The following is a 25,793-nucleotide window of genomic DNA, read 5'->3' as shown; positions in this document are numbered from 1 at the left end:
TCGTATCTCGGACAAAACTGAAATCTGTCACGGGGCGGCGGGTGCGTCGCTCACCCGGAGGGGGTCAGAAGTTCCCGCCCACACCGCCGTCGAAGCCACCGAAATCGCCGCCTCCGCCGCCGAAACCGCCGCCGAAGTCACCGCCTCCGCCGCCGTAGTGGCCCCCGCCGATGCCGCCGTTGAGGATCCCGCCCAGCAGGATCCCGCCGAGCATGGCACCACCGAGGCCGTTGCTACGCCGGCCGTAACCCATGCCGCCGTAGCCCATGGGAGAGTTGTAGAACTCGTCCACGTCCGTCTGTGCGGAGCGCTGTGCGGAGTCCGCGAGGCGGATGGACTGGTTGGCCTCGTTGAGTGCTCGCTCGGGATCAGAGTTCTGTAGTTGCTGCGCGATCTCCAGGTGGCGTTCGGCCTCCGCGAGTTCGGTGCGCGCGCGGGCGCCCACACCGCCGCGGCGCGCCCACACGTAGTCGGACGCGGTGGTCAGGCTCGCCTGCGCGCTCACGAGCGCGTGGGACAGGGTCTCGCGCGCGGAGCGGGCGCGGTCGTTCGCGCTCCGGACGTCGTCCAGGCCCTTGTCGAGCTCGGCCTTGGCCTGCGCGAGCCGGCGGGCGGAGCCCATGGGGTCGTAGCGCCCGGAACGCATGTTCTGGGTCACGGTCTGCAGCACGGAGCGCACCCCGGCGGCGGCACCCGCGAGCTCGGGACGGGAGCCCTGCTGGACCAGTCCCTCGGCCTCGGCGACGTCCCGTTGGGCGATGCTCACGGCGTCCTTGAGGGACTCCTCGGCCTTGGCCAGTTCCCGGCGGGCGTTCTCCACCGAGGTGATCAGACCCTCGGCCTGGCCCTGCGCCTCCTCGGCGGCTCGGATGTTGAGCACGGCCTGGGAAACCTGTCCCGCGTCCAGGTGCTGTTGGGCCTGGGTGATCGCGGAGTCGGCGAACTCGAGGCGTTCGCGCGCCTGCTCGCCGTTGTCCCGCACGGGGGCCAGAGCGGCGTCGTCGTACGTTGCGTGCAGCGAGACGAGCAAGGACTCGGCGTCCTGCAGGCGCGGCTGGACACCGGCCACGGCGTGGCGCACGTCCTCGAGCGCCTCGGGGGCGCGGGTCTCGAGTTGACGCAACTGTGAGAAGTTCTGTTCCTGTTCCGCAAGGGAGCCGCGCGCCTGGTTGGAGCGCTCGATGATTTCCCCGAGCCACGCGCGCTGGTCCGCCTCGGTGTCCGGGATGTGGTCCTCGAGCTTCTGCTGCAGCTCGAAGGACGCGCGCATATGCTCCTTGGCCCGCGCGAGCGCGTGCTCGAACGGCTGGGTCTGCTCGCGGCCGTACTGCAGCTGCGCGAAGGTGAGTTCCTGCTCGGAATGCTGGATCGCGTTGTCCGCCTCCACGAGCGCCGAACCCGCGCGCTTGTGCAGCTCGGGCAGGGGCACGAGCGGTCGCTGCGGCGCGCTGCTGCCGTTGTGCGGTTCCGGGGCCTGGGGTGCATTTGCACGACGACGCCGCCCGCGCATGAGCGACGCGACGCCCACGCCCGCAGCCGCGAGCCCGCCGAGCACCACGACCCCGCCGACCACACCGCCGGCCCCGTTCAGGCTCACCCCGCCGAGTTTCGAGTCGATCCCCTTCACGGCACCCTGGGCGGCGGCGTCCCAGTTGCCGTTGCGCAGGGCCGGGACGATGTTCTCGTCGTAGATCTCCTGGGTGTCCGAGCGGGACAGGGGACCCGCCGAGTTGGCCACGAACCGCGCCTGGCGGGTCTCGGTGGCCACGGTGAGCACGGCGTCGTTGGTCCCGAAACCGTTGTTCCGGGCGAAGTCCTGGACCCACTGACCGGGATCGGTGGGGTTCGTGAATCGGTCCACGTACACCACGTAGAGCGTGATGTTGTGTTCGCTGGCGACCCTGTTGATCTCGTCCTGCAACTGCGACGTGTTGCCCAGGACGTTGGCCGAATCCACGATCCGTGTGCCGGGGTCCACCTGCTGAGGGGGCTCGGCCAGGGCGGCGGGCGCCGCGAACAAGCACACTCCCGAGAGTACGGTCGCGGAAACAGCGCGGCGCCAAACGGTGTGTGAATTCATGACCCTCGTTCCAATCGATCTCAGCCCGGCGGACGCCCGCCCGGGGATCGTCCCCGGGACATGATGGTCGTCTGAGTCACAGACTACGCTGAACGGACAATGCGGTCACGAGATCAGCGAGCGTCCCGGAGATCGCCAGACAACGTGCAGGAATCGGCCAGTTCTCACAGCCGCGGCTCAGTACGCCCGGGCATACTGGGCCACCGGAAGCCGCCGGGCGGGTCCCGGTATCCGCGTCCAGACACACGATCCCTCGACGTCCTGTCACAGTCCTGAAGGAGAGAACATGGCCGATTCCTATGACCCCCGTGCGGGCGGCGATCCCCAGCGTCCCGTGCCCCGGTACGGCCAGTACGGCTCCGGGACGGAGGGGGCCGGCCAGGGTTCGCCGTGGCACGCGCAGGACACCCAACCCATCCCGCCCGCGGGCGAACACCCCGGCGCCACCGGGGGTTACCAGTACGGCACCTATTCCGGTGGTCAGGACGGCTACACCGCGGCGTCGCAACCGGTCGGTGGTGCTGCGACCGCCACGACGCCCAAGCGCAAGTTCTCGGCGGGTGCCCTGGTCGCCGGGATGGTGCTCGCAGGGCTGATCGGTGCGGGGACCGCGGTGGGGACCGGCGCCCTCGCCGAGAACAACGGCGTGTCCGCGGCGGGCAACAGCTCCCCGGTGATCGTGAACAACACGGAATCGGTCAACCAGATCACGGGGGCCACCCACAAGGCCTCCCCGTCCGTGGTGACGATCTCCGCGTCCGCCGGGGGCCGCGCGGGGACGGGGTCCGGTGTGATCTTGGACGATCAAGGACACATCCTCACCAACACCCACGTGGTCACGCTGGACGGCGCGAGCTCGGATGCCAACCTGGAGGTCCAGACCTCGGACGGTTCCGTGCGCAAGGCCAGCCTCGTGGGCACGGACCCCGAATCGGACCTCGCGGTGATCAAGGTGGACCCGAGCGGTCTTACGCCCGCGGAATTCGGGGATTCGAGCAAGCTCAACGTGGGGGACACCGCGATCGCGATCGGCTCACCGCTCGGACTGAGCGGGACCGTCACGGACGGCATCGTCTCCACGCTCAACCGGACGATCGCCGTCGCCTCCTCAGCGGCGCAGGAGACCCCAGAGGACTCCCAGCAGGGCGGCGGCGGGCAGGACTTCTTCTTCAACTTCCCGGACAACGGGCAGTCGGGCTCGCGGTCCGCGAAGTCGAGCGTCTACCTCAACGTCCTGCAGACGGACGCGGCGATCAACCCCGGCAACTCGGGCGGCGCGCTCGTGAACTCGAGCGGTCAGGTGATCGGCATCAACGTGGCGATCGCCTCGGCGGCGGGGTCCTCCTCGAACGACTCCTCCAGTTCGGGGAACATCGGGGTGGGATTCTCGATCCCGTCCAATACGGCCAAGCGGGTCGCGGACGAGATCATCAAGGACGGCAAGGCCACGCACGGCTACCTGGGCGCGTCCGTCTCCGCCTACACGCCGTCCGGGAGCAACTCGGAGCAGTTCTCCTCGGGTGCCCTCGTGCGTAGCGTGCAGGACGGCTCCCCGGCCGCGGACACCGGGTTGCGCGCGAACGACGTGATCACGCAGTTCAACGGCAAGCGCATCACGGACGCGGACGCTCTCACCGCCGGCGTGCGGGAACTCGCGGCCGGGACGGAGGCGGAGGTCACCTACCGGCGCGGCGGGGACGAGCACACGGCCAAGGTCAGGGTGGGCAACGCCGCCGAGCAATCGGGCAAGTAGGCGCCCCCGGCTCCGGCCGCGCCGACGGCGTTCACAACGGCGCTCGCAGGGTGTGCATACGCACGGTACCCGCGAGCGCCGTCGTCGTGGCGGGATCACACGCCGTCGGGGAAGCCCAACTGCCGCCAGGCCTCGTAGAGTGCGATGGACGCGGAGTTGGCGAGGTTGAGGGAGCGGCGCCCGGGCAGCATGGGGATCCGGACGTGTTCGGTGACGTGCTCGTCCTCGAGGACATCGGTGGGCAGCCCCGTGGACTCGCGGCCGAAGAGCAGAACGTCCCCGTCCTGGTAGGCCACGTCCGTGTGGCGGGTGCTCGAGTGGGACGTGAACGCGAGGACCCGGGCGTCCCCGAGCGCGTCCCACAGTGCTTCCACGCTGGGGTGCACGTCCATGACCGCGAGATCGTGGTAGTCCAACCCCGCCCGGCGCAGGTGGGCGTCCCCGAACGTGAAGCCCAGGGGCTCCACGAGGTGCAGGCGCGCGCCCGTACAGGCCGCGAGGCGGATGGCGTTTCCCGTGTTGCCGGGGATCTCGGGGGTGTGGAAGACGAAATGCAGCATGGCTGCGAGTGTAGGCGCGTCCGTGCGGCACGGCACCGGCGGGGCGCGGGGCGTTGTATCGACGCAGCCGGGGGGCTCACCGGTGGTGCGCTGGGGGAGGTCGCACCGGAGGTGCGCGGCCGAGGGAGGGCCGCGGTGGGCGCGCCTAGAATTGGACCCATGCCCACACCACGCGTCTACATGGATCACGCCGCCACGACCGACATGCTGCCCGAGGCCGTCGAGGCCTACGTGGCGCAGGCCCAACGCGGCGGCAACCCCGCGTCCCTGCACTCGGGTGGGCGCTCCGCGCGCATGGCCCTGGAGACCGGACGGGACAGCGTGGCCGCGGCGTTGAACGCGGAACCGGTGGAGATCATCCTCACATCCGGCGGGACGGAAGCGGACAACATGGCCGTGCTCGGGCTGTTCCGGGCAGCCCGGGACGCGGATTCGCGTCGCACCGTGATCGCGCTGTCCACCGTGGAACACCACGCGGTATCCGAGGCCGCCGAGTGGCTCGTCGCGCACGAGGGCGCCGAGCTCGCGTGGCTCGAGGTCGATGCCGACGGCCGGGTGGACCCCGACGACCTGCGGGAGTTGCTCGACCGCCGCGGAGACGAGCTGGCCCTGGTGACCGTGATGTGGGCCAACAACGAGGTCGGCACGGTGCAACCGATCGCGGAGCTCGCGGCCCTGTGCGACCGGGCGGGGGTGTCCTTCCACGTGGACGCCGTGCAGGCGTTCTGCGCGGTGCCCGTGGACGCGCACTTGCCCGGGATCAGCACTCTTGCGGTGTCCGCACACAAGCTCGGCGGTCCGATGGGTGTGGGCGCGCTGTACGCCCCCCGCACGGTGACGTTGGCCGCCACGAGTTTCGGCGGGGGCCAGGAGCGCAGCGTGCGTTCCGGCACGGTCAACGCCGCGGGGGCGGCCGCGTTCGGTGCCGCAGTGCACGCCGCCCAGCGTGATGCGCACGCCGAGTTCGTGCGTCGCGCACGATTGCGCGACACCCTCGTGGCGGGGATCCGCGAACGGGTCCCGCAGGCCGTGCTGCGCGGGCCCGAGCCCGGCGCACCCGAGGACGAGTGGGCGCACCCCACGCGGCTGCCGGGCAACGCGCACTTCACGTTCCCCGGGTGCGAGGGCGATTCCATGCTCTTCCTCTTCGACGCCGCGGGGGTCGCGCTGTCCACGGGCTCGGCGTGCAACGCGGGCGTCCCGCGCGCATCCCACGTGTTGCTGGCCATGGGGGTGCCCGAGGAGACCGCGCGCGGTGCCCAGCGCTTCTCCCTGGGACACTCGAGCACGCCGGACGACGTCACCGCGGTGCTGGCTGCCGTGGGGGAGGTCTACGACCGCGCCCACACCGCGGGGCTGTCCGGGCACGTCCCGGGCTTCGCGTCCTGAGCAGCGCCGTCAGGAACCGCGGAGTGGCCGGGAACGGCGGGGTCAGGAACGGCGGGGTCGTCGGGTACTGCGGCGCCGTCGGGAATAGCCCCGGCGGCGCGCTGGTTGTTAAACCGGTTCGACCCACAATTTTCGACCCTCGACGGACCTGGAGGAATTGACGTGCGTGTTCTGGCAGCGATGAGCGGCGGTGTGGACTCGGCGGTGGCCGCGGCGCGCGCCGTGGACGCGGGGCACGACGTCACGGGCGTGCACCTGGCGCTGTCCCGCACCCCGGGCACGCTGCGCACGGGCGCGCGGGGGTGTTGCACGATCGAGGACTCCCGGGATGCATGGCGCGCGGCCGAGAAGCTCGGGATCCCGTACTACGTGTGGGACTTCTCCGAACGGTTCCAGGCGGACGTCGTGGACGACTTCGTGGCCGAGTACGCTGCGGGGCGTACTCCCAACCCGTGCATGCGCTGCAACGAGAAGATCAAGTTCGCGGCCCTGCTCGAGAAAGCGCTCGCCCTGGGGTTCGACGCCGTGTGCACGGGCCACTACGCCAAGGTCGTGACGGATGCGGACGGGCACAAGGAACTGCACCGCGCGGCCGATTGGGCCAAGGACCAGTCCTACGTGCTGGGCGTGCTCACCGCCGGGCAGCTCGAGCACGCGATCTTCCCCCTGGCCGAGACCCCGTCCAAGGCGCAGGTGCGCGCCGAGGCTGAGGAACGCGGGCTGTCCGTGGCCAAGAAACCCGATTCGCACGACATCTGCTTCATCCCGGACGGGGACACCCGCGGGTGGCTCGAGGACCACATGGAGCTCGCCCCCGGGAGGATCGTGGACACCCAGGGCACCGAACTCGGTGAGCACCGCGGCGCGCACGCCTACACGGTGGGTCAGCGCCGGGGTCTGCACATCGGCCGGCCCGCCCCGGACGGCAAGCCCCGCTTCGTCCTGGAGATCCGGCCCAAGACCAACGAGGTGGTCGTGGGGCCGGAGGCCCTGCTGTCGGTCGACGTCATGGAGGGCATCCGACCGTCGTGGGCCGGGCTCCCGCCCCGCGAGGTGGCGGCGATGGCCGAGGACGTGGACGGTCGCTCCGATGAGTTCCCCGTGACGGTCCAGGTGCGCGCCCACGGCGATCCCGCGCCGGCGCGCGCGTGGCTCACCCGGCAGGACGGGCAGCAGCGGTTGTGCGTGCGCCTCGACGAGCCCCAGCGCGGTGTGGCCCCCGGGCAGACCATGGTGCTCTACCAGGGCACCCGTGTGCTGGGCCAGGCCACCATCGACGCCGCCTTCGCCGATCGCGCGGCCGCGGCCGCGTCCTGAGCCCCACGTGGGGCGGCATGATCGCCACACGACCGGGCGCCGGGGCGCGCCACTATTACAGTGGACGCATGAGTGCAGTCACCGACCCCGCCGACCACGCGCCCGTCGACTCATCGGGAGCCGATTCACCGGGCACCGACCGTCCCGCGGACAGCGCGTTGACGCGCTTGGAAGCCATTCGCGGCACGATCGACAACATCGACGCCGCACTCGTGCACCTGCTCGCCGAACGCTTCAAGGCGACCCAACAGGTGGGCAAGCTCAAGGCGGAGAACGACCTCCCGCCCTCGGACCCCGAACGCGAGAAGACGCAAATCCAACGGTTGCGCCGACTTGCGGAGGCCGCGCACCTGGATCCCGAGTTCGCGGAGAAGTTCCTGAACTTCATCATCAGCGAGGTCATCCGCCACCACGAGGCCATTTCCGAAAACCACCAGCGCAGCACCGACGCATGAGCGAAGCAGTCACCGCGACCCTCACCCGTTCCCTGCGGGGTACGGACCTCCTCGAGACGTTCACCGTGCTGCGCGGCGAGCTGGGCGCACCGCACCTGGCCACCGTGCCGCTGCTGCCGGAGCGGGGTCCGCACGCCGAGCTCGCGGCCCGCACGTGCGCCGTGCTCGATTCCCTCTACGCGGACCGGCAGCCCCACGGGTGGCGGATCAGCGGTGTCCCCGGAGACGACTCCCGCCGTGCACGCCGGCAACTGGAGAGCGACCTCAACGTGGTCGCGGACGTCCTGGGCGCCGAATCCGGCGCGGACACCGGACCGATCGCCTTCTCGCTGCTCGGCCCGGTCTCCCTCGCGGCGACCGTCCACGTGCACAACGGGGAGAAGCTGCAGTCGGATCCCGGCGCTCGCCGTGATCTCGCGCAGTCGTGGTGCTTGGGCGTCGCGGACCTCGTGGCCGTGCTGCGGCGCAACACGGACGGGCGCGGTGTCGTGCTGGTGCTCGAGGAACCAGAGCTGGAACGCGTGGTGACCGGGCGCATCCCGACCGCGAGCGGCTACCGCACCCTGCGTGCGCTGCCGCGCCAGGAACTGCGCGCCACGCTCTCGGACGCCGTGGCCGCGTGCCGTGCGACGGGGGTGGAGACCGTGGTCCTGGACGCGGGCGCCGTCGGGATCGACTGGACCCCGCGGGTCGGCGCGGACGCCGCCGTGCTTGGTCTGCCGGACGGGCCCACCGAGCAGTGGGAGCCCCTCGCGGCCCTGCACGAGGCGGGGGTGCGGTTGTGTTTCGACACCGTCCCTGTGGCCGGGCGCACGCCCGTGTCCGAGCTCGTGGGGCGCGTGCTGGGCCCGTGGCGTGAGCTGGGCATGGATCCGGCGGCGTTGCTGGGAACCGTGCTGGCGCCGTCGGCGCGGATCAGCGAGCTCACCCCGCCGCACCTGCCGGACGCCCTGCGGCGGGTGACGCACCTGGGCGGCGCGCTCACCGAGGCGTGCAACGAGGGTTGAGCCCGGCCAGGCCGTAGAATCGAGGGCGTACACGGACGCCGATCCCGGCCGCTCCGGGTGTCAGGGACGAGCGCGAAAGCGGGCCATGAAAGCAAGAATCCTGGTGGTGGACGACGACGCCGCGTTGTCCGAAATGATCGGCATCATCCTCGCGTCCGAGGACTTCGAGCCCGTCTACTGCTACGACGGCGCCGGCGCCCGGGACGTGTTCCGCGCCTCCGAACCGGACCTCATCCTCCTGGACCTCATGCTCCCCGGCATGGACGGGATCCAGGTGTGCCAGCAGATCCGCGCCGAGTCGGACATCCCGATCGTGATGCTCACCGCCAAGTCCGACACCGCGGACGTGGTGCGCGGGCTCGAGGCCGGCGCGGACGACTACGTCCCCAAGCCCTTCAAACCCGCCGAGCTCGTGGCCCGCGTCAAGGCGCGTCTGCGCCCTATGGACCGCGGGGCCACCCAGGAGATCACGCTCGGGGACATCGTGATCGACGTGACCGGGCACAGCGTGACCCGGGCCGGGCAGGAGATTTTCCTGACCCCGCTGGAGTTCGACCTGCTCGCGACCCTGGCGCGCTCGCCGCACCAGGTGTTCAGCCGGGACGAGCTGCTGCGTGACGTGTGGGGCTACCCCCACGCCGCGGACAACCGCCTGGTCAATGTGCACGTGCAGCGGTTGCGCTCCAAGGTGGAACGCGATCCGGAGAACCCGGAGGTGGTCCTCACGGTGCGCGGGATCGGCTACAAAGCCGGGGGACACGCGCATAAATGACGTCCGCCCCGGCGCGACCCGTGGCGCACAGCCCCGCCGAGCGGTGTCCACCCAAACGCTTCCGCAGGATCCGGCTGGGTCGGCGCATGCTCATCCGCCGCTGGCGGCAGTCCCTGCAGTTTCGCTCGATCGCCGTGGCGCTCACGCTCACGTCCGTGGCGTTCCTCGCCACGGGTAGCTTCCTGTCCCACCAGATCGCGGACCGGTTGTTCACCGACCGCCTGGACCAGGTGCTCGAGGAGGCCCGCAGCGACATCCGCACCGCCCAGGCGAGCTTCGACGCCTCCGACGCCTCCGACCGCACCGAGGTCCAGGCGCTGATCAACTCCATGCTGGGCGGGCTGAGCCAGGACACGAGCACCACCGACCACCGCTGGATCCTGATCCCCCTGGAGCAGGGCGCGGGGCAGTTGTTCGTGGGCGTGCAGACCGAGAGCGCGTGGATGACCTCTGCCACCGTGCCCCAACAACTGCAACGGCGCGTGGCCGATGGGGACGGCACGTACTGGCAACCGGCCTCGGTCCGCATGGCGGAGAACGAGCCGGAGAAACCGGTCATCGTGATCGGGGACGTAGTCCAGCTCAACCAGAACTCTCGCTACGGGTTGTACTTCGTCTACGATTTCTCGGACCCGCAGGCCACCCTGGACTCGATCCACGCGGTGCTGTTGCTGTCCATGGTCGCGCTGTTGCTGCTCGTGGGAACCATCGTGTGGTACGTGACCCGGGAAGTGGTGCGCCCGGTCTCGAGTACGGCGCGCGTGTCGCAGCGGTTGTCCGAGGGTGACCTGGACGTGCGCATGGAGGTCCACGGCAGCAACGAGGCCGCCCGGTTGAGCCGTTCGTTCAACCGCATGGCGGATTCCATCCAGGGGCAGATCACCCAGCTCGAACAACTCTCGTCCATGCAGCAGACCTTCGTCTCGGACGTCTCCCACGAGCTGCGCACGCCCTTGACCACTGTGAAGATGGCCGCGGAGGTGCTCTACAATGCACGCGAGGACTTCGATCCCGTCAACCGGCGCTCCGCCGAGCTGCTGCACAACCAGGTGGACCGCTTCGACTCGTTGCTCTCGGACCTGCTCGAGATTTCACGGTTCGACGCCGGCGCGGCCCGCCTGGACATGGCGTCCACGGACATCTTCACCGTCATCTACGACGTCGTGGAGGCGTGCGCGCCGCTCGTGCTCGAATCCGGTTCGGAGCTCACGGTGCGGTCCACCCTGACCCGCTGCGTGGTGCAGATGGACCAGCGGCGGATCGACCGGATCCTGCGCAATCTCGTGACCAACGCGCTCGAGCACGGGGAGAGCAAGCCCGTGGACATCTACGTGGGCGCCAACGAGAACTGTGTGTCCGTGGCGGTGCGCGACCACGGCATCGGGATGACCGAGGAGCAGACGACCAAGGTCTTCAACCGGTTCTGGCGCGGGGATCCCGCACGCGCTCGCACGGTGGGCGGTACGGGCCTGGGGCTCGCGATCGCCACGGAGGACACGCGGTTGCACGGGGGCGCGCTCACGGTGTGGGCCGAACCCGACAATGGCGCGTGCTTCCGGCTCACCCTGCCCCTGCTGCGGAACCAGGGGCTGGATCCAGAGCAGCCCAATCCGCTGCCCATGCCACCCGTGGAACAGCACAACGAATCCACCGCTCGGGTCACCGACACCGGTTCGTTGCAGCTCACTGCCCCGGCCGTGCGCCCGAGCGAGGACCGGGACACGGGCCAGCTGCTCATGGACTTTTCGGACGCCGACGTGGCCGCCGGGGAGCCAGCCGCGACGACGGATGCGAACGCCTCGGCACAAGAGCGCACGGGCTCGAGCGCCTCGCGACACCGTGATCGGACGGAGGAATCATGAATCCCGCAGACCACGATCGGACCCGTGATCGGGCGGATGCCATCCGGGCCGTCGGGGACACGCACCGGGTGAGCGACGTCGTGTTCGGGACCACGCGGCGTCGGGCGCGGCACACGGGCCTGGCGTGCGCGATGGTTCTGGGCCTGACCCTCTCCGCGTGCGGGGCCATGCCGCGGTCCGGGCCCGTGCACAAGGTGATCGAGCCTACGGAGCAGACCCAGCAGTCCGCGATGCCCTTCAATCCCCAGGGGCCCCGGGTGGGGGCCACGGCCCAGGAGATTGTGGAGGGGTTCCTGGCCGCCGGGGTGGGCGCGCAGGACGACTACTCCGTGGCCCGCCAGTACCTCACACCGCAGCTCGCCGCGACCTGGAAGCCGGATACCCGCGTGCTCATCCACTCGGGGGAGCCCACCACGGTGCCGCGGCTCAACGACGGCGAATTCCGCACGAGCATGGAGGTCAGCGGGGAGCTCAGTGCCAGCGGCGTGCTCGCCAAGCAGCCCTCGGGCAGCACACGCGTCCTGGATTTCGTGCTCACCTCGGTGGACGGGCAGTGGCGGATCTCCCGGGCGCCCGACGGCGTGGTGGTCCCGCAAGCGGACTTCGAGAAGATCTTTTCGCCCACCAATCTCTACTTCTACTCGGCTCAGGACAGCAAGTACCTCGTTCCGGATCCGCGGTGGTTCGCGACCCGCTCCACGACCTCCACGGCGGCGGTGCGCGCGCTCATGCGCGGGCCCGCCGCGTATCTGGGCAATGCCGTGACCAGTGCGATCCCGCAGGGTACCGCGCTGTCCCGTTCGGCCGTGCCGGTGTCCGGGGGGACCGCGGCGGTGGACCTCACGCTCGCGAGCTTCGACCCCGCGGAGGTGAACCAGGCACGCCGGATGGAACAACAGCTGCGGGCCACCCTGCGCACCATCCCGAACGTGGACGACGTCGAACTGCGGATCAACGACGCCCCGGTGGACACCTCCGGCGGCAGCGACAACGACCCGATCCAGGCCGTGACCGTCCCCAACCGGCAGATCGGGGTCTCCGACAACAAGCTCGCGTTCTACCAGGGCGGCCAGACCGAGCTGATCCCGGACCTCACGCTGCCAGAGGGCGTCACGCTCAGCAAACCGGGAATGGGCGTGGAGGCCGGGGCCTTCGGGTTTGTGGACAGCGCCGGTTCCACGGTCTACACCGTGTCCCCCGGACAGCAACCCCGGCAGCGGTGGTCCGGGTACAAGCCCACCCGGCCGAGTTTCGACAACCTGGGGTGGGTGTGGGGCGCGGACCGCTCCGGGACCGTCCGGGTCGTGCGGGCGTCGTCGGAGGGGCAGGGTGACACCGTGTCCGCCTCGTGGCTCGACGACCAGCACGTGGCGTCCCTGCGGATCTCCCGCGAGGGCAGCCGCGCGCTCGTGGTCACGACCGACGCCGCCGCGACGCGTTCCACCGTGTGGATCGCGGGCGTGGTGCGGGACGCCTCCGGCAGACCCACCGAACTCGCGAAGGGCAATGCCGTGGCCACGGGCGTGGACGTGGACACCGCCCAGTGGATCGGCCCGGACGAGTTCGTGTCCAGTGCCCTGGACCAGGACACCAACGCGCAACCCCGCCGGTACACGATCGCGGGCAAGGTGGACGAGCTGCCTGCCCTGACCGGGGTGACCTCCCTGGCCGGGGGCAACGGGTCCGCCGCGGTGTACGGCGCCTCGGACGGGCGGCTCTACATGCTCACGGGCAGTTCCTGGGCGCTGCAGAGCGAAGAGGTCACGGACACCGCATTCGCGGGGTGAGCACCCGTTCCTGAGTGGGTGCGCCGTGCGCTGCGCGCTGCACATGTCTGCCGTACCGGGGACGGACACCGTCCGCGCACCGTGAACTGGTGCCATGACCCGCTCCCGCCCCGTCGTTCCGTACCGCTCCTCGGCGGTGCCTCGTTCCGCGCTGTACGACGCCGCTCCGGGCAGTGGCACCGTCGGCGCACCGTGGCGTCGCCCGTCGGTTCTCGCGCGGTGGGACCGTCGGGCCGCGGTCGTCAGCGGGTGGTGCACGCAGGCCCTGGACCTGGTGTTACCGGTGTCGTGCGCGGTGTGTGCCGCCCCGGGCGCCATACTGTGCCGTGCGTGTCGGATCGTGCTGCGCCGCGCCACGGCCCGGCCGCACCCGGTGACACCCCCGGCGGCGCTCGCCGCGTCCGGTGTGCGGGTCGTCGTCGCGGGGGAGTACGAGCACGAACTCGCCTCGTGCGTGCTGTCCTTCAAGAACGGCGGCCGTACCGACCTCGCTCCCGTACTCTCCGCCGTGCTCTCGGCAGCCCTGGCGACCGTGGCGCGCGAGCTCGGCGACGACAGGCCCACCCTGTACTTGGTGCCGGTGCCCACGAGCGCCCGCGCGCGGCGGCGTCGATGGTTCGATCCGGTCGCCACCCTGCTGCGCGGCGCGGCCCTGCCCCCGCGGTCGCACATCGCACCCGCCCTCACGCACCGCGCGGTGGCCGGGAGCGGCACCCAGAAGGGCCGCGGGAGGATCCAGCGCACCCGGGCGCTACGCGGGAGCCTGCGCGCTCGGGACATGTCGGGACTCACGTGCGTGGTCGTGGACGACGTGCTCACCACGGGCGCCACGGCCGCCGAGGCCGTCCGCGCCCTGACCGCGGCCGGGGCCAGGGTGCCCGCGGTCGTGACCCTCGCGGGGGTGCGCGTAGGGCGTTCACCGGAGAGAACGTAGGAACATCGGATGTCGTCATCCATGAATTTCCCCGTTGTTTCCTCTAGCGTTAGATCACGGGAAGCATTGAAGGTGTCCCGTGTGGGAGAGCAGCACATCCCGCGTCATCCCCAAGATGTGGAGGGTCTCATGGAACTGAACATCCTAGGCCGCAACGTCACCCTGCCGGACCGATTCAAGGAATACGTCGAGGAGAAGAGCGAGCGCTTCCAGCAGCTCGGCGACAAGGTCCAATCCATCGAGGTCAAGGTCACCAAGGAACACGCCGCTTCCGGCCACCAGGGCATGCGGGTGGAGATCACCGTCGTGGGGCGCGGGCCCCTGGTGCGCGCCGAATCACGCAACGACGACAAGTTCGCGGCGTTCGACGAGGCCTACGCCAAGCTCGTGGAGCGGTTGCGTCGGGCGCGTGACCGCCGTAAGGTCCACCGCACCGGGCACCAGAGGCCCATCGCCGTGCACGAGGCCACGGGATCGCTGCCCGTCGACCCTTCGGGACCGACTCCCACGTATGCCAGCCAGGAAGAACTCGCGGCGGCCGAGGACGAGGCCTTCAGCACCGAGTACCCCCTGAGCGACCCCCCTACCCCCGTGGAGATCCGGCGCAAGCGCTTCCCCGCCCACGAGATCACCGTGGACGAGGCCGTGGACCGGATGGAGCTCGTGGGTCACGACTTCTTCCTGTTCGTGGACAAGGAGACCCAGGAACCCTCCGCCGTGTACCGCCGTAAGGGGTGGGAGTACGGGGTGATCAGTCTCAGCAATGACGGACGCTCCGGGGAGGAGAAGGCGCGGGCCTACCAGCCAGACACCGCGAACTCCGAGGCCTCCTGAGTATTCACAGCACCGCACCGAGGACGGGCCCGCGACCGCGTCGCGGGCCCGTCCCGTGCCCGGCGAGCGGGTAGCGGGAACCTGGTCGTTGCCCGTCCCGCGCCTGCCGAGTGGGCATCGGGGATTCGGCGGCTACCCGTCCGGGGGCCACCCGGTGCCCGGCGCGGTGGCACGCGGTCGGCGTCCAGCCTGGCTCACGTACACTGTTCGGCGGTGCACCCAATGTCCTGCCGGTGCCCACCATTGATCTCGGAGGAGCGAACACACGTGGCGTCATTCCTGGAAAAGGTTCTTCGCACTGGGGACAAGCGGGTCCTGAAGCGGCTGAGGACTTACGCCGACGCCGTCAACAGCCTCGAGGACAGTTTCAAGGAACTCTCCGACGCCGAGCTGCGCGCCGAGACCGACTCGTTCCGGGAGCGCATCGAGGGCGGCGAATCCCTGGACCGGCTTCTTCCCGAGGCGTTCGCGGCCGTGCGGGAAGCGGCGTCCCGCACCCTAGGTCAGCGTCACTTCGACGTCCAGATCATGGGCGGTGCCGCTCTGCACCTGGGTTACATCGCGGAGATGAAGACCGGTGAGGGCAAGACCCTGGTGGCCACGGCGCCGGCCTACCTCAACGCGCTCGCGGGCAAGGGCGTGCACGTGGTCACGGTCAACGACTACCTCGCCGAGTATCAAGCCAACCTCATGGGCCGTGTCTACCGTTTCCTGGGGTTGGAGACCGGCGTGATCCTGAGCGGTCAGGACCCTGCGACCCGGCGTGAGCAGTACGCCGCGGACATCACCTACGGCACGAACAACGAGTTCGGCTTCGACTACCTCCGGGACAACATGGCCTGGTCCAAGGAGGAGCTCGTCCAGCGCGGGCACAACTTCGCGATCGTGGACGAAGTGGACTCCATCCTCATCGACGAGGCGCGGACCCCGCTCATCATCTCCGGACCGGCCTCCGGGGAGGCCAACCGGTGGTACCGCGAGTTCGCGACCGTCGTGCAGAAGCTCGACCCGGAGGCCGACTACGAGGTCGACGAGAAGAAACGCACCGTGGGCGTGCTCGAACCGGGGATCGAGAAGATCGAGGACTGGCTCGGCATCGACAACCTCTACGAGTCGCAGAACACCCCGCTGATCGGGTTCCTCAACAACGCGATCAAGGCCAAGGAACTGTTCCGTGCGAACAAGGACTACATCGTCGCGGGTGGCGAGGTGAAGATCGTGGACGAGCACACCGGCCGAGTGCTCTCCGGGCGGCGCTACAACGAGGGCGTCCACCAGGCCATCGAGGCCAAAGAGGGCGTGGAGATCAAGCCCGAGAACCAGACGATGGCCACCATCACACTGCAGAACTACTTCCGTCTGTACGACAAGCTCTCGGGCATGACGGGTACGGCCCAGACCGAGGCGGCCGAGTTCATGAATACGTACGAGACTGGCGTCGTGGCCATCCCGCCGCACCGCGGCATCGCCCGCGAGGACAAGCGGGACGTGGTCTACAAGAACGAGGCCACCAAGTACGCCGCCGTGGTGCGGGACATCGAGAATCGCCACGAGAAGGGCCAGCCAGTCCTCGTGGGCACTGCGTCCGTGGAGAAGTCGGAGTACCTCTCCCGTCTGCTGGCCAAGCGCGGTGTGCGCCACGAGGTGCTCAACGCCAAGAACCACGCGCGTGAGGCCGCGATCGTGGCCCAGGCCGGCCGCAAGGGCGCGGTCACCGTGGCCACCAACATGGCCGGTCGAGGCACCGACATCATGCTGGGTGGTAACGCCGAGTTCAACGCCGTGGAGAAAATGGCCGAACTCGGCCTGGACCCCGAACGCGATGCCGAGAAGTACGAGGCGCGGTGGCCCGACGTCCTCGCGGAATGCGAGGCCTCGACCAAGACGGAACACGAGGAGGTCCTCGAATCCGGGGGGCTCTACGTCCTGGGCACGGAGCGCCACGAGTCCCGCCGGATCGACAACCAGTTGCGCGGGCGGTCCGGTCGTCAGGGGGACCCGGGGGAATCCCGGTTCTACCTGTCCCTGTCGGACGACCTCATGCGCCTGTTCAACCCCGGTGCGGCGCAGCGCCTCATGGCGATCGCCCCGGACGACGTCCCCGTGACGGGTCGTTTGATCACCTCCGGTATCGCCAACGCGCAGAACCAGGTGGAGGGGCGCAACGCCGAGCAGCGCAAGAACGTGCTCAAGTACGACGACGTCCTGAACCGCCAGCGCGCCGTGATCTACCGGGATCGCAAGCGGATCCTCATGGGCGACGACATCGAAGATCAGATCCGGCAGTTCACGGACGAGGTCATCACGTCGGTGATCACGGAGCACACCGGGACGGGTCACCCCGAGGACTGGGACCTGGACGCGCTGTGGACCGCGCTGCGGGCCATCTACCCCGTCTCCCTGACCCGCGACGAGGTCCTCGAGGAAGCGGGCGGCCGCCCGCGGTTGACCTCGGACTTCCTCCAGGAGCAGATCCTCTCGGACGCCGCGGTCACCTACAAGGAACGCGAGGACGAACTCGGTTCCGAGGCCATGCGCAACCTGGAGCGCCGGGTCCTGCTCTCGGTGATCGGTCAGCGCTGGCCCGAGCACCTCTACGAGATGGACTACCTCAAGGAGGGGATCGGGCTGCGCGCCATGGCCCAGCGCGATCCGCTCGTGGAGTACCAGCGCGAGGGCCACGCCATGTTCCAGGAGATGATGGCCGCCATCCGCGAGCAGACCGTGGTGACGCTGTTCAACCTGGAGGTCCGCAAGCAGCGCACCGGCGCGGACGGTGGTGCCGTGGAGCTCACGACGCCCCAGCGTCCCGCGTTCCTGCAGTACACCGCCCCGGACGAGGACGGCACGCCGAGCGCGGCCGTGGAGTCCGAGCCCCGGGTGTCCTCCGACGACGACGAGCCTGCGGCGGACACCGAGCCGGCGACGATGAACGGGGCCTCGGATGCCGACGGTGTCACCTCCGCTGGCGAGGGGGCCAACCGCGCCCAGCGTCGGGGGAAGTCCGCCAAGGCCAGCGGCAAGGCGAAGCGGGGCAAGCGGCGCTGAGGCCCGGCTGGACCCGGCGAGATCACCCGACCTCCAGATGGGTGACCCGCCACTGCCGCGCGATCCGCTCGATCCGTAACGCCACGGCGCGCGCCCGGGTGGATTCCTCCACCACGAGGGATGCCTCGTAGCACCCGGGGGCTGGGCTGCACACCCGGATCCGCCGGATCCGGGCGGCGCGGTGCACCTCGAACACGGCGCGCCGGTCCGGGCACTGTTCCTGCACGAGCTTGAGCATGGCCGCGCGCTGGGTGAAGCGTTCCACGACCTCAGGCTCCGTCCACCGGGACAGTTGGTTCGCCGGGCGGGTGCCCGCGAGGATCTCCACCGCGGCTTGCCCGATGCTGCGGGCGATCGCGCCGACCCGCTCCATCTCGTTCTTGCCCGTGAGGGCCGCCACCGTGCGGTCCTGGCGCCACGTGTAACCGCCCGCGGGAGTGCGGGGTGCTGATTCGGGGACGGCGATGCTCATGGTGTGCTCCTCGGTGACGAAGGGTGGGCCGGACGGCCCGGGGACGATGGAGAGAGGTTGTGGCCCCGCCGCGAGGCGAGTTCCCGACGGTGTTCCGGGGCCCGCGTGGGTCGCGGGCGGGTCCTGAAGTGGCCGTGTTTGAAGTAATGGATCCCAGGGCGGACCTGCCTGGGGTAGACCTATCCGGTGCAGCGCTCCTCGTGCGGTGCGCCCGCCGGATCGAGCAGGTGGGGCGGAACGCGTAACTGGTCCCCGGGGCGGATCAGATCCCCCTGGTGCGCCACGGCGTTCAGCTCGAGCCACGCCGGGAGGTTGTGGCACACGGTGGCGTCCGTGGCCCCCGGCCCCAGCAATTGTTCGGTGAGGCCCCACAGGGTGTCCCCGGCCATCACGGTGAGGACGCCATTGGAGACGCGCTGCCCAGCGGGCGGGTTGGCCGGCTCGAGCATCGGGGTCGAGGCCTCCGGGGCCCGTACAGGAGCGGTCGTGGATTCGGGGGTCGCTTCCGGGCCGCTCGTCTGCGCTCCGGGCGCGGTGTCGGGAACAGCTTCCTGAACGGATTCCGGCGCGGGGGCGGAGGGCTCCGCGAGCTGCTCGGTACCGGCGGTGGCCGGGGCCCAGAAGGGGTCGAGGGCGGCGTCGTCGGCGTGGGCGGGCGCCACGACCACGAGCTGCACGCCCACGAGGGCGACCGCGGTGCGCGCGACCAGGGTGGGCGTGAGGCGCATGGCCCACCGCTCCAGGCCGTGCCAGCGCAGTCGCCGGGCCGCCCGGGCGAGGGCGAGCATCACCAGTCCACCGACCCACCACCCGGCCACGGCGAGGCACGCACCCGCCGCGACCACCGCGACCAACAGGTCGGGGTCTTGACCGGATCCTGTGGCGCGCAGAGTCTGCGCATATCCGAGGCCCAGAACCCCCAGCGCCCCGGCCAGCACGGGGACGCCGAGCCACGCGGCGGCCAAGCGGGTGCCGGTGGAAGGTGCCGATCGATGGATCGTAGACATCTTTGCCTCCGAATAGTGCTGTTTGATGCCGTTTGACATTTCTAGATCATTCAGCGGTCTCGGTCGGCTGTCAATCATCGTTGCAATTGCATTCATGTCGACATGACATCCGACGCGGAGCCGGCCCCTGCACGCCGTAGCGTGACCTCAGGACCCCGAGACCCAAGGACGGTGGCGGATGCGCTGGGACGACCTCTTCGAGGACATGGAGGCCCAACTCGAGCAGGCCAGGGTGCGGCTCGTGGAGCAGGAGGCCGTGGAGACCGCGCGCGCGGAGCTGTCACGACTCACGCTGCTCGAGCGGCTCGCGGCACACCGCGGCGGTCCCGTGCGGCTGCGCCCAGCGCGCGGTGACACCCTGGAGGGAGAGCTCGCGGACGTGGGCTCCGGCTGGGTTGTGGTGCGCGAGCGGCACCTCCAGCACCTGGTCCCACTGCACAGCGTGGTGTGGTGGGAGGGACTACCGCGTCGCTTCGAGGTGCTCCCGGAACGTTCGACCATCCGCAGGCTCGGCATGGGCCACGTCCTGCGCGCCCTCAGCACCGCGCGCGTGCACGTGCGGGTCGTGCTGCAGGACGAATCCCGTCACGGGGAGATCGAGGGCACGGTGGACGCCGTGGGTCAGGACTTCTTCGACGTCGCGGTGCACCCGCAGGACCAGTTCCGCCGACGTAGCTCGGTCACCGCGGTGCGCACGGTGGGGTTCCATGCCGTGGCGCTGGTCTCGTCCCTCGATGCGGGGTGAGTCGCCCGGCGTCCCAAGGGTGTGTCAGTGCAGGGTGCCCTCACGCACCGCTTGCTCGGTGCGCTCGTAGCCCTGTTGGATGTACTCCTCCAGCTTGACCGTCTCCACGCGCCACTGCCCCCGGCCGCCCACCTGGATCGCGGGGAGCTCCCCCGAACGCACCATGGCACGCGCTTGCGGGACGGAGATCGAGAGGATCTCGGCGACGTCCGCGAGTGTGAGGAATCGCTGCTGGGACATTCCGGTCCATCACTTTCTTAGGTGCCGTTGCATGCTGTTTCATCGGGGTTCGCTCGTCATTGTCCCACGTGAGGGGGTAGGCGGCGGGTTATCAACAGGTCCTGGGCGGAATGAACACGTGGCCACCTCCGTCCACAGGTCGTTCGTCACACTTCCCAGCGCGGTGTGCGACGCGGCACACTCGGGTGCAGCCGGCGGGGGCCGGCGCATCACGAAAGGATGTCAGCATGGGGAGCACCGCGGCGCTCGAGCGCTCGGGACGGTCCACGGCCGCACGATTCCGCAAACCGTCCTGGCGGGATCCGCGGCTGCTCGTGGGGCTGCTGTTGGTCCTTCTCTCCGTGCTGGGGGTGATCCTGCTGGTCGCCACGGCCAACCGTACCCAGCCGTACTACGTCGCGGCCAACGACCTCTCCGTGGGGCAACGGATCTCGCGGGAGGACCTGGGCACGGTGGACGCACACCTGCAGGATTCCTCCGCGCAGTACGTCGCGGACGGGCAACTGCGGGAGAACGCGGTGGTGACCCAGCGCGTGGCGCGCGGGCAACTCGTGCCGGCTGCGGCGGTGGGCACCGCGGACGAGCTCGACCGCACACCCGTGGGGATCGCCCTGACCACCCCCATGCCGGCCCAGGCGGAGGCGGGGTCCCACGTGGACGTGTGGGTGGCCGAGCCCAAACCCACGGGGCGCGGGTACGGGGCGCCCGAGAAACTCGTCACGGGCGCGGAGATCGCGCGCGTGGACACCAAGGACACGGCGCTTGGCGGTAACGCCTCGGCCACGGTCTACGTGCTCGTCACGCAGGCCCAAGTGGGTCCGCTCGTGGATGCGCTCGGCAACGACGCCAAGGTGACCCTGGTGCTCAACACGGCGGGTTCCGGCTCGTGAGTATCTCGGTGGTGACGCTCGGGACGAGCACGTGGCCGCTCGTGGACCGGCTCGAACGCTTGCACGGGGACGTCACGGTGGTGCGGCGCTGTCTGGACCTCGCCGAGCTGCTCGCATGCGCCCACACCCGCATGGCCCACGTGGCGCTCGTCGCGGAGGGTGCCGAGGAGCTCACCGCGAGCCTGCTCGATCAACTCGAGACCGACGACCTGCGGGTCCTGGTGGTCGAGGGACACGACGAGTCCCGCGTGCAGCGTCTGGGTGTCGACAGCGTGCCCCCGGACGCCACCGGGGAGGAGCTGGCCCGGATCATCACCCGCGCGATGCTCGGTCCCGCACGCTCGCCGTCGTCGGTGCGGGACGACGGCGCTGGGGCGCCGGGCGAACGCCCGGCACCCGAGCGTGAAGCGGCGTCGAGAGGAACGTCGTCCAAGGGAATGGCATCGAAGGCAGCGGTATCGAACAGCGCGGCGGCGACTGATGCACCCGCGGACGGGCCGACGTCGCGCGAAGGAGCAGTCGGGCGAGCCGCGGGCCGAGCAGTCGCGAATTCCGCATCCTCCCCGGACAGCACCCATGGGGAAGGGCACATCGGCCCCGGCCCCGACGCCGCCGGACTCGGCTCGGGGGCTGCCGTACCCGGTGGGTCATCCGGCGATCCCGCGACGGCGCACGACCTCGATGACTCAGACGCCCTCGACCATGTCGAAGCCTGCCGGGTGATCGCCGTGTGGGGACCGATGGGAGCGCCCGGTCGCACGGTCACCTCGCTCAATCTCGCCGCCGAACTTGCCCTGCTCGCGCGGCGTGTGCTGCTCGTAGACGCGGACACCTACGCCGCCTCGGTCGCGGCGAGCCTCGGGATGCTGGACGAAGCCGCGGGGCTGGCGCAGGCGTGCCGGCTCGCCGACCAGGCGCGGCTGGACCGGGAGGGATTGCGACGCTGCGCGAGCACGGTGTCCGTCGCGGGCGCCTCGCTGGACGTCCTGACCGGGATCACCCGCTACGACCGCTGGCCCGAGATCCGGGGTTCCGCCCTGGACCTCGTGCTCGACCGTGCCCGGAAGGACTACGACGCCGTGGTCGTGGACACCGCCTCCGGCCTCGAGTCCGACGAGGAGATCAGTTCCGACTTCATGGCCCCACGGCGCAATGCCGGGACGCTGACCGCGGTCGCGGCCGCGGACGTGGTGATAGCACTCGGCGCAGCGGACACCCTCGGCGTACCGCGGCTCGTCAAGGCTCTGCCGGACCTGTTGGACGCGGCACCGGACGCGCGGATCGTCGTCGTCATGAACAAACTGCGCGCCGCCGCCACCGGTCGCTCCGCGGCCGAGTCCGTGCGGGAGGCCTGGGAGCGCTTCTCGCCCGGGCACCCCGTGGCCCACACCCTCTCGTGGGACGCCAAAGCGTGCGACGACGCCCTGCTCGCCGGTGCTGTGCTCTCGGAGACAGCGCCACGCAGCACGCTACGTCACGAGATGAGTGGGCTCGCGGAGCTCGTGCGGCGGATGCGTGAGCCCGATGCACACGAGGGCGCGGCAGAACCCGTGGGCGCGGGAGCGGGCCCGGCGGGGACTAGGCTGGGGCGTCGGATGGGCGCGTGGTTGCGCCGCGGTTGAGCATCGGAAAGCGAGCGTTCCATGGCCTTCACGGATCCGTTGCGATCTGTCCCGGACTTCGACGCCGGGGACGCCGAGTGGCTGCACCTGCTCGTGGGGGACTGGCAGATGGTCGCGGACCTGGGCTTCGGGGACCTGCTGTTGTGCTTCCCCGCGGACGTGATCCCCGCCGCCGAGAGCCCCACGGGGGATCCGATCCCGGGTGAGGGCAGCGAGTTCCTCGTGTTGGCGCACGCCCGGCCCACCACGGGACCCACCGCTTACCAGAAAGACATGGTGGGGGAGGTCGTGGGTGGCGAGGCTGCGTTCACACTGCGCAGGGCGTGGGTGGACCGGCGGATCGAACGGGCCGGTCCGTCCGAGTGGTCGAGCCTCGCGTCGCGGTCGGTCACCCTCGTGCCGCTCGTGCGCAACAACCGCACGATCGCCGTCCTCAGTCTCACCGCGGACCCCCAGCACGACCGCTTGCCGTCCCGCATGGAACTCGTGTACCACGAGCTGGCTTCGGCCCTGCTGCGCATGGCGAACCAGGGGACGTGGCCGGATTTCGCGGTGCGCACCGATTCCCGCCGGGGCGCCCCGCGCGTGGGCGACGGCATGATGCGGCTCAACGCCGAGGGGACCGTCGAGTTCTGTTCCCCCAACGGTCTGTCCACGTTCCGGCGGCTGGGTCTGGCGGGGGACATCACGGGGCAGAACCTGTTGCACGTGGCACGCCAGTTGCCCCTGACCGCCCCGGGCGTGGACGAGACCCTGGCGCCCGTGCTCGCGGGGACCATGCCGTGGCGCGCGGAACTGGCCACCGGCAAGGCCTCCGCCACGCTGCGTGCGATCCCGCTGCGGGAGGGCCCGGAACGCACCGGGGCGCTGTTGCTGTGCCGGGACGTCACGGAACTGCGGCGCCGCGACCTGCAGCTCGTGTCCAAGGACGCGACGATCCGGGAGATCCACCACCGGGTCAAGAACAACCTGCAGACGGTCTCCGCCCTCCTGCGCCTGCAGTCCCGGCGCATGCATTCCGACGAGGGACGCAACGGCCTGCAGCAGGCCATGCGGCGCGTGAGTGCGATCGCGCGCGTGCACGAGTCCCTGTCCCACGAGATCTCGGAGGACGTGGACTTCGACGACCTCATCCGCCACCAGGTCAAACTCGCGGTGGAGACCGCCTCCGCGGGCCAGCACGTGCGCACCCGGGTCAGCGGCCGGTTCGGGCGGTTGCCGTCCAAGAGCGCGACGTCCGTGGCCCTCGTGGTCAACGAGATCGTGGCCAACGCCGTGGAGCATGGGCTCAAGGACCGGGACGGCACCGTGGAGCTCGCGGTGACGCACCGGCAGGACGAGGTCACGGACGCGGGGGAGAGGTACCGCGTCGTCGAGATCGCGATCAACGACGACGGGCGCGGCATGGGGGACGCCGTGATCGAGGAATCCGGTGTGGACGCCTACCGCCCACCCGCGGAGGGCGAGGGACTCGGGATGCAGATCGTGCGCACGCTCGTGGCCGGTGAGCTGCAGGGCGGCATCCGGTGGCAACCCGCTGACGGGGGTGGGACGAGCGTGATCATCACCGCCCGGTTCCCGCGAGCGACGTCCGGGCGCTCCTGACACGCCCAGCCGGCCGCGGACGACGGCGGCCCGTGACCCGCTCGTGGGAGCAGGTCACGGGCCGCCGTGGGGAACGGACTCAGGAGGCGCGGCGGGCGCGGGCGGCGCGGCGCTTCAACGCACGCCGTTCGTCCTCGCTCATACCGCCCCACACACCGGCGTCCTGGCCGGATTCGAGGGCCCACTGCAGGCACGTGTCCATGACCTCGCACGTGCGGCACACGGCCTTGGCTTCCTCGATCTGCAACAGGGCGGGGCCGGTGTTGCCCACCGGGAAGAACAGTTCGGGATCCTTTTCGAGGCAAGCTGCGCGACTACGCCAATCCATGACGGCACGGCTCCTTTCGGGTTCGTGGGTGCGGGCCCGTGCGCATCCCACGCAATGCGGCAGCGAGCCGCGTCGCGGATTTCCGGGGGGAATGACACACAGAAAAGGCCCGTGAATGTCGGGCCTTGGGGATTCTGCCCACAATTTTCCCACGTAAACACACAGTAAACAAGGGTGTGAGCGCTATATCACATCCCAAGGCGCCCCTCGCAACGATTGCCGCCGGATGTCCGTGCGCGAGGCCGGCCCCTGTACCGGCGGCTGGGACCCACCGATGAGACGGACCCGTGGGACCGGTTGCTCGGGCCGCTGCCCGCGCGGCCGACGGCCGGCATCGGTGGCCGGGACCGAGTGTTAGGACCGGTCTCCCGAATGAGCCGTCGGCACCGACTGGTGGCATCGGCCTCCGGCATCAGCGGACGGGACAGGTTCCCGGCATCCGTCACCGGCCGCGGGCCGATGCGGTCACTACAGTGGGAGTGCTCCCGTTCCCGCCGAAAGGTTTTCCGCATGGCCGCCCCGGATCGTCGTACCGCCCCCGGAGCCGCGAGCTCCCGGCCCTGGACTGCATCCGTGATCACCGTGCTGGTGGCGTTGGAGGGTGCGGCATTGCTCGCGGTTGCCGTGGGCCTGGTCGTCTCCCTGTTCTCCGTGCATGTCCTGCCCATCGCGGGGATCATCTTCGCGACCGTGGTGCTCGCCGCGGGTGCGTTGTGGCTCGGCGCGGCGGCCCGCGGGACCTGGCGAGGGTTACGCTGGCCGCGCGCCGCGGTCCTGGTGTCTCAGGCGTTCTTGTTGATCGTCGGACTGTCCTTCCTGCAGCTCACCGTGGGCTTATGGGGGATCGTGGTCGCGGCGATCGCGGTGGTCACCGTCCTGTGCTTGTTCGCACCGCGCACCGTCGCCTGGATGCATCGCACCCACGACGACGTCGCCCGCTGACCTCGCGGGACCTCCCGCGGAGCACGCCGGGACCTCAGGCACCGATGCTCGCGCGAGCCGGCAGTGATGGCGTCCACCGCAACGGCCCCGGGTGACCGGACGGTTGCGGGGCGTGGCCCGCCGAACGGGGCTGAGCGTCGTCGT

22 protein-coding genes are annotated in these 25,793 nt (G+C 70.2%); 16 read left to right on the top strand and 6 right to left on the bottom strand.

The window, feature by feature from the left end:
- Positions 1 to 64: 64 nt before the first annotated feature.
- Positions 65 to 2,080: a TPM domain-containing protein gene (locus tag RF650_RS04000; protein WP_368814123.1), complete on the bottom strand. Its 2,016-nt coding sequence runs from the start codon at positions 2,078 to 2,080 to the stop codon at positions 65 to 67.
- A 286-nt stretch (positions 2,081 to 2,366) separates the two neighbouring features.
- Between RF650_RS04000 and RF650_RS03995 the strand changes: the two genes are divergently transcribed.
- On the top strand, positions 2,367 to 3,833 hold the full coding sequence (locus RF650_RS03995; protein ID WP_368814122.1) for a S1C family serine protease: 1,467 nt from the start codon (positions 2,367 to 2,369) through the stop codon (positions 3,831 to 3,833).
- 95 nt (positions 3,834 to 3,928) lie between these two features.
- Here RF650_RS03995 and RF650_RS03990 read toward each other — a convergent pair whose 3' ends face one another.
- A complete protein-coding gene (locus RF650_RS03990) occupies positions 3,929 to 4,393 on the bottom strand; it encodes a tRNA (cytidine(34)-2'-O)-methyltransferase (RefSeq protein WP_085107632.1) in 465 nt (154 codons plus the stop codon).
- Positions 4,394 to 4,552: 159 nt separating this feature from the next.
- On the opposite strand from RF650_RS03990, the gene RF650_RS03985 reads away from it, so the two are divergent.
- The 10 genes from RF650_RS03985 to secA all read left to right on the top strand — a co-directional run bounded on the left by RF650_RS03985 (position 4,553) and on the right by secA (position 17,798).
- Entirely contained in the window at positions 4,553 to 5,782 is a 1,230-nt protein-coding gene (locus tag RF650_RS03985; protein WP_368814121.1) for a cysteine desulfurase family protein, read from the top strand.
- 162 nt (positions 5,783 to 5,944) lie between these two features.
- Positions 5,945 to 7,099 carry a tRNA 2-thiouridine(34) synthase MnmA gene (mnmA, locus tag RF650_RS03980; RefSeq protein WP_368814120.1) on the top strand — a complete coding sequence of 385 codons (1,155 nt, stop codon included), beginning with the start codon at positions 5,945 to 5,947 and terminating at the stop codon, positions 7,097 to 7,099.
- A 68-nt stretch (positions 7,100 to 7,167) separates the two neighbouring features.
- Positions 7,168 to 7,554 carry a chorismate mutase gene (locus RF650_RS03975; protein ID WP_098053968.1) on the top strand — a complete coding sequence of 129 codons (387 nt, stop codon included), beginning with the start codon at positions 7,168 to 7,170 and terminating at the stop codon, positions 7,552 to 7,554.
- Entirely contained in the window at positions 7,551 to 8,561 is a 1,011-nt protein-coding gene (locus tag RF650_RS03970; protein ID WP_311254092.1) for a hypothetical protein, read from the top strand. The genes RF650_RS03975 and RF650_RS03970 overlap by 4 nt, the downstream gene beginning before the upstream one ends.
- Before the next feature lie 85 nt (positions 8,562 to 8,646).
- Entirely contained in the window at positions 8,647 to 9,333 is a 687-nt protein-coding gene (gene mtrA, locus RF650_RS03965; RefSeq protein WP_131332627.1) for an MtrAB system response regulator MtrA, read from the top strand.
- A complete protein-coding gene (gene mtrB / locus RF650_RS03960; protein WP_131332628.1) occupies positions 9,330 to 11,195 on the top strand; it encodes an MtrAB system histidine kinase MtrB in 1,866 nt (621 codons plus the stop codon). The genes mtrA and mtrB overlap by 4 nt, the downstream gene beginning before the upstream one ends.
- Positions 11,192 to 12,982, top strand: coding sequence for an LpqB family beta-propeller domain-containing protein (locus RF650_RS03955; RefSeq protein ID WP_242670638.1), 1,791 nt, complete (start codon positions 11,192 to 11,194; stop codon positions 12,980 to 12,982). The genes mtrB and RF650_RS03955 overlap by 4 nt, the downstream gene beginning before the upstream one ends.
- 94 nt (positions 12,983 to 13,076) lie before the next feature.
- Complete coding sequence (locus RF650_RS03950; RefSeq protein WP_368814119.1) at positions 13,077 to 13,916, top strand: ComF family protein; 840 nt, start codon at positions 13,077 to 13,079, stop codon at positions 13,914 to 13,916.
- A gap of 129 nt (positions 13,917 to 14,045) precedes the next feature.
- Entirely contained in the window at positions 14,046 to 14,750 is a 705-nt protein-coding gene (raiA, locus tag RF650_RS03945; RefSeq protein ID WP_131332630.1) for a ribosome-associated translation inhibitor RaiA, read from the top strand.
- A 267-nt stretch (positions 14,751 to 15,017) separates the two neighbouring features.
- Positions 15,018 to 17,798: a preprotein translocase subunit SecA gene (gene secA, locus RF650_RS03940; RefSeq protein WP_311254093.1), complete on the top strand. Its 2,781-nt coding sequence runs from the start codon at positions 15,018 to 15,020 to the stop codon at positions 17,796 to 17,798.
- 22 nt (positions 17,799 to 17,820) lie between these two features.
- Here the strand turns inward: secA and RF650_RS03935 are convergent, their stop codons facing one another.
- Complete coding sequence (locus RF650_RS03935) at positions 17,821 to 18,270, bottom strand: Rv3235 family protein (protein WP_131332632.1); 450 nt, start codon at positions 18,268 to 18,270, stop codon at positions 17,821 to 17,823.
- A gap of 179 nt (positions 18,271 to 18,449) precedes the next feature.
- Entirely contained in the window at positions 18,450 to 19,277 is an 828-nt protein-coding gene (locus RF650_RS03930) for a hypothetical protein (protein WP_311254094.1), read from the bottom strand.
- A gap of 178 nt (positions 19,278 to 19,455) precedes the next feature.
- On the opposite strand from RF650_RS03930, the gene RF650_RS03925 reads away from it, so the two are divergent.
- The gene (locus tag RF650_RS03925; protein ID WP_085107607.1) at positions 19,456 to 20,022 is read left to right on the top strand and encodes a hypothetical protein; all 567 of its coding nucleotides are present in this window, start codon (positions 19,456 to 19,458) and stop codon (positions 20,020 to 20,022) included.
- 24 nt (positions 20,023 to 20,046) lie between these two features.
- On the opposite strand, the gene RF650_RS03920 is transcribed toward RF650_RS03925, so the two are convergent.
- A complete protein-coding gene (locus RF650_RS03920) occupies positions 20,047 to 20,262 on the bottom strand; it encodes a helix-turn-helix domain-containing protein (RefSeq protein ID WP_085107605.1) in 216 nt (71 codons plus the stop codon).
- Positions 20,263 to 20,489: 227 nt separating this feature from the next.
- Between RF650_RS03920 and RF650_RS03915 the strand changes: the two genes are divergently transcribed.
- The 3 genes from RF650_RS03915 to RF650_RS03905 are packed head-to-tail and all read left to right on the top strand — an operon-like array spanning position 20,490 to position 24,379.
- Positions 20,490 to 21,152: an SAF domain-containing protein gene (locus RF650_RS03915; protein ID WP_311254095.1), complete on the top strand. Its 663-nt coding sequence runs from the start codon at positions 20,490 to 20,492 to the stop codon at positions 21,150 to 21,152.
- Positions 21,149 to 22,774 carry an AAA family ATPase gene (locus RF650_RS03910; RefSeq protein ID WP_368814118.1) on the top strand — a complete coding sequence of 542 codons (1,626 nt, stop codon included), beginning with the start codon at positions 21,149 to 21,151 and terminating at the stop codon, positions 22,772 to 22,774. The genes RF650_RS03915 and RF650_RS03910 overlap by 4 nt, the downstream gene beginning before the upstream one ends.
- A gap of 21 nt (positions 22,775 to 22,795) precedes the next feature.
- Positions 22,796 to 24,379, top strand: coding sequence for a sensor histidine kinase (locus RF650_RS03905; protein WP_131332636.1), 1,584 nt, complete (start codon positions 22,796 to 22,798; stop codon positions 24,377 to 24,379).
- Positions 24,380 to 24,458: 79 nt separating this feature from the next.
- Here the strand turns inward: RF650_RS03905 and RF650_RS03900 are convergent, their stop codons facing one another.
- Positions 24,459 to 24,707 carry a WhiB family transcriptional regulator gene (locus RF650_RS03900; RefSeq protein WP_019309413.1) on the bottom strand — a complete coding sequence of 83 codons (249 nt, stop codon included), beginning with the start codon at positions 24,705 to 24,707 and terminating at the stop codon, positions 24,459 to 24,461.
- A gap of 510 nt (positions 24,708 to 25,217) precedes the next feature.
- Between RF650_RS03900 and RF650_RS03895 the strand changes: the two genes are divergently transcribed.
- Positions 25,218 to 25,649, top strand: coding sequence for a hypothetical protein (locus RF650_RS03895; protein WP_311254097.1), 432 nt, complete (start codon positions 25,218 to 25,220; stop codon positions 25,647 to 25,649).
- The last annotated feature ends 144 nt before the right edge of the window (positions 25,650 to 25,793 follow it).

The organism is Kocuria sp. CPCC 205297 (genome assembly GCF_040981035.1).
Classification (GTDB): domain Bacteria; phylum Actinomycetota; class Actinomycetes; order Actinomycetales; family Micrococcaceae; genus Kocuria; species Kocuria marina.
This window is presented reverse-complemented; position numbering and strand designations above follow the sequence as displayed.

Bases quoted from the DNA above. Each gene is read 5' to 3' on its own strand.
- RF650_RS03925 (WP_085107607.1), top strand. From the start codon at position 19,456: ATGCGCTGGGACGACCTCTTCGAGGACATGGAGGCCCAACTCGAGCAG.
- RF650_RS03950 (WP_368814119.1), top strand. From the start codon at position 13,077: ATGACCCGCTCCCGCCCCGTCGTTCCGTACCGCTCCTCGGCGGTGCCT.
- RF650_RS03900 (WP_019309413.1), bottom strand. From the start codon at position 24,707: ATGGATTGGCGTAGTCGCGCAGCTTGCCTCGAAAAGGATCCCGAACTG.
- RF650_RS03930 (WP_311254094.1), bottom strand. From the start codon at position 19,277: ATGTCTACGATCCATCGATCGGCACCTTCCACCGGCACCCGCTTGGCC.
- mtrB (WP_131332628.1), top strand. From the start codon at position 9,330: ATGACGTCCGCCCCGGCGCGACCCGTGGCGCACAGCCCCGCCGAGCGG.
- RF650_RS03975 (WP_098053968.1), top strand. From the start codon at position 7,168: ATGAGTGCAGTCACCGACCCCGCCGACCACGCGCCCGTCGACTCATCG.
- RF650_RS03920 (WP_085107605.1), bottom strand. From the start codon at position 20,262: ATGTCCCAGCAGCGATTCCTCACACTCGCGGACGTCGCCGAGATCCTC.
- RF650_RS03985 (WP_368814121.1), top strand. From the start codon at position 4,553: ATGCCCACACCACGCGTCTACATGGATCACGCCGCCACGACCGACATG.
- raiA (WP_131332630.1), top strand. From the start codon at position 14,046: ATGGAACTGAACATCCTAGGCCGCAACGTCACCCTGCCGGACCGATTC.
- RF650_RS03955 (WP_242670638.1), top strand. From the start codon at position 11,192: ATGAATCCCGCAGACCACGATCGGACCCGTGATCGGGCGGATGCCATC.
- RF650_RS03995 (WP_368814122.1), top strand. From the start codon at position 2,367: ATGGCCGATTCCTATGACCCCCGTGCGGGCGGCGATCCCCAGCGTCCC.
- RF650_RS03905 (WP_131332636.1), top strand. From the start codon at position 22,796: ATGGCCTTCACGGATCCGTTGCGATCTGTCCCGGACTTCGACGCCGGG.
- RF650_RS03935 (WP_131332632.1), bottom strand. From the start codon at position 18,270: ATGAGCATCGCCGTCCCCGAATCAGCACCCCGCACTCCCGCGGGCGGT.
- RF650_RS03915 (WP_311254095.1), top strand. From the start codon at position 20,490: ATGGGGAGCACCGCGGCGCTCGAGCGCTCGGGACGGTCCACGGCCGCA.
- RF650_RS03895 (WP_311254097.1), top strand. From the start codon at position 25,218: ATGGCCGCCCCGGATCGTCGTACCGCCCCCGGAGCCGCGAGCTCCCGG.
- RF650_RS03990 (WP_085107632.1), bottom strand. From the start codon at position 4,393: ATGCTGCATTTCGTCTTCCACACCCCCGAGATCCCCGGCAACACGGGA.
- RF650_RS03970 (WP_311254092.1), top strand. From the start codon at position 7,551: ATGAGCGAAGCAGTCACCGCGACCCTCACCCGTTCCCTGCGGGGTACG.
- RF650_RS04000 (WP_368814123.1), bottom strand. From the start codon at position 2,080: ATGAATTCACACACCGTTTGGCGCCGCGCTGTTTCCGCGACCGTACTC.
- mtrA (WP_131332627.1), top strand. From the start codon at position 8,647: ATGAAAGCAAGAATCCTGGTGGTGGACGACGACGCCGCGTTGTCCGAA.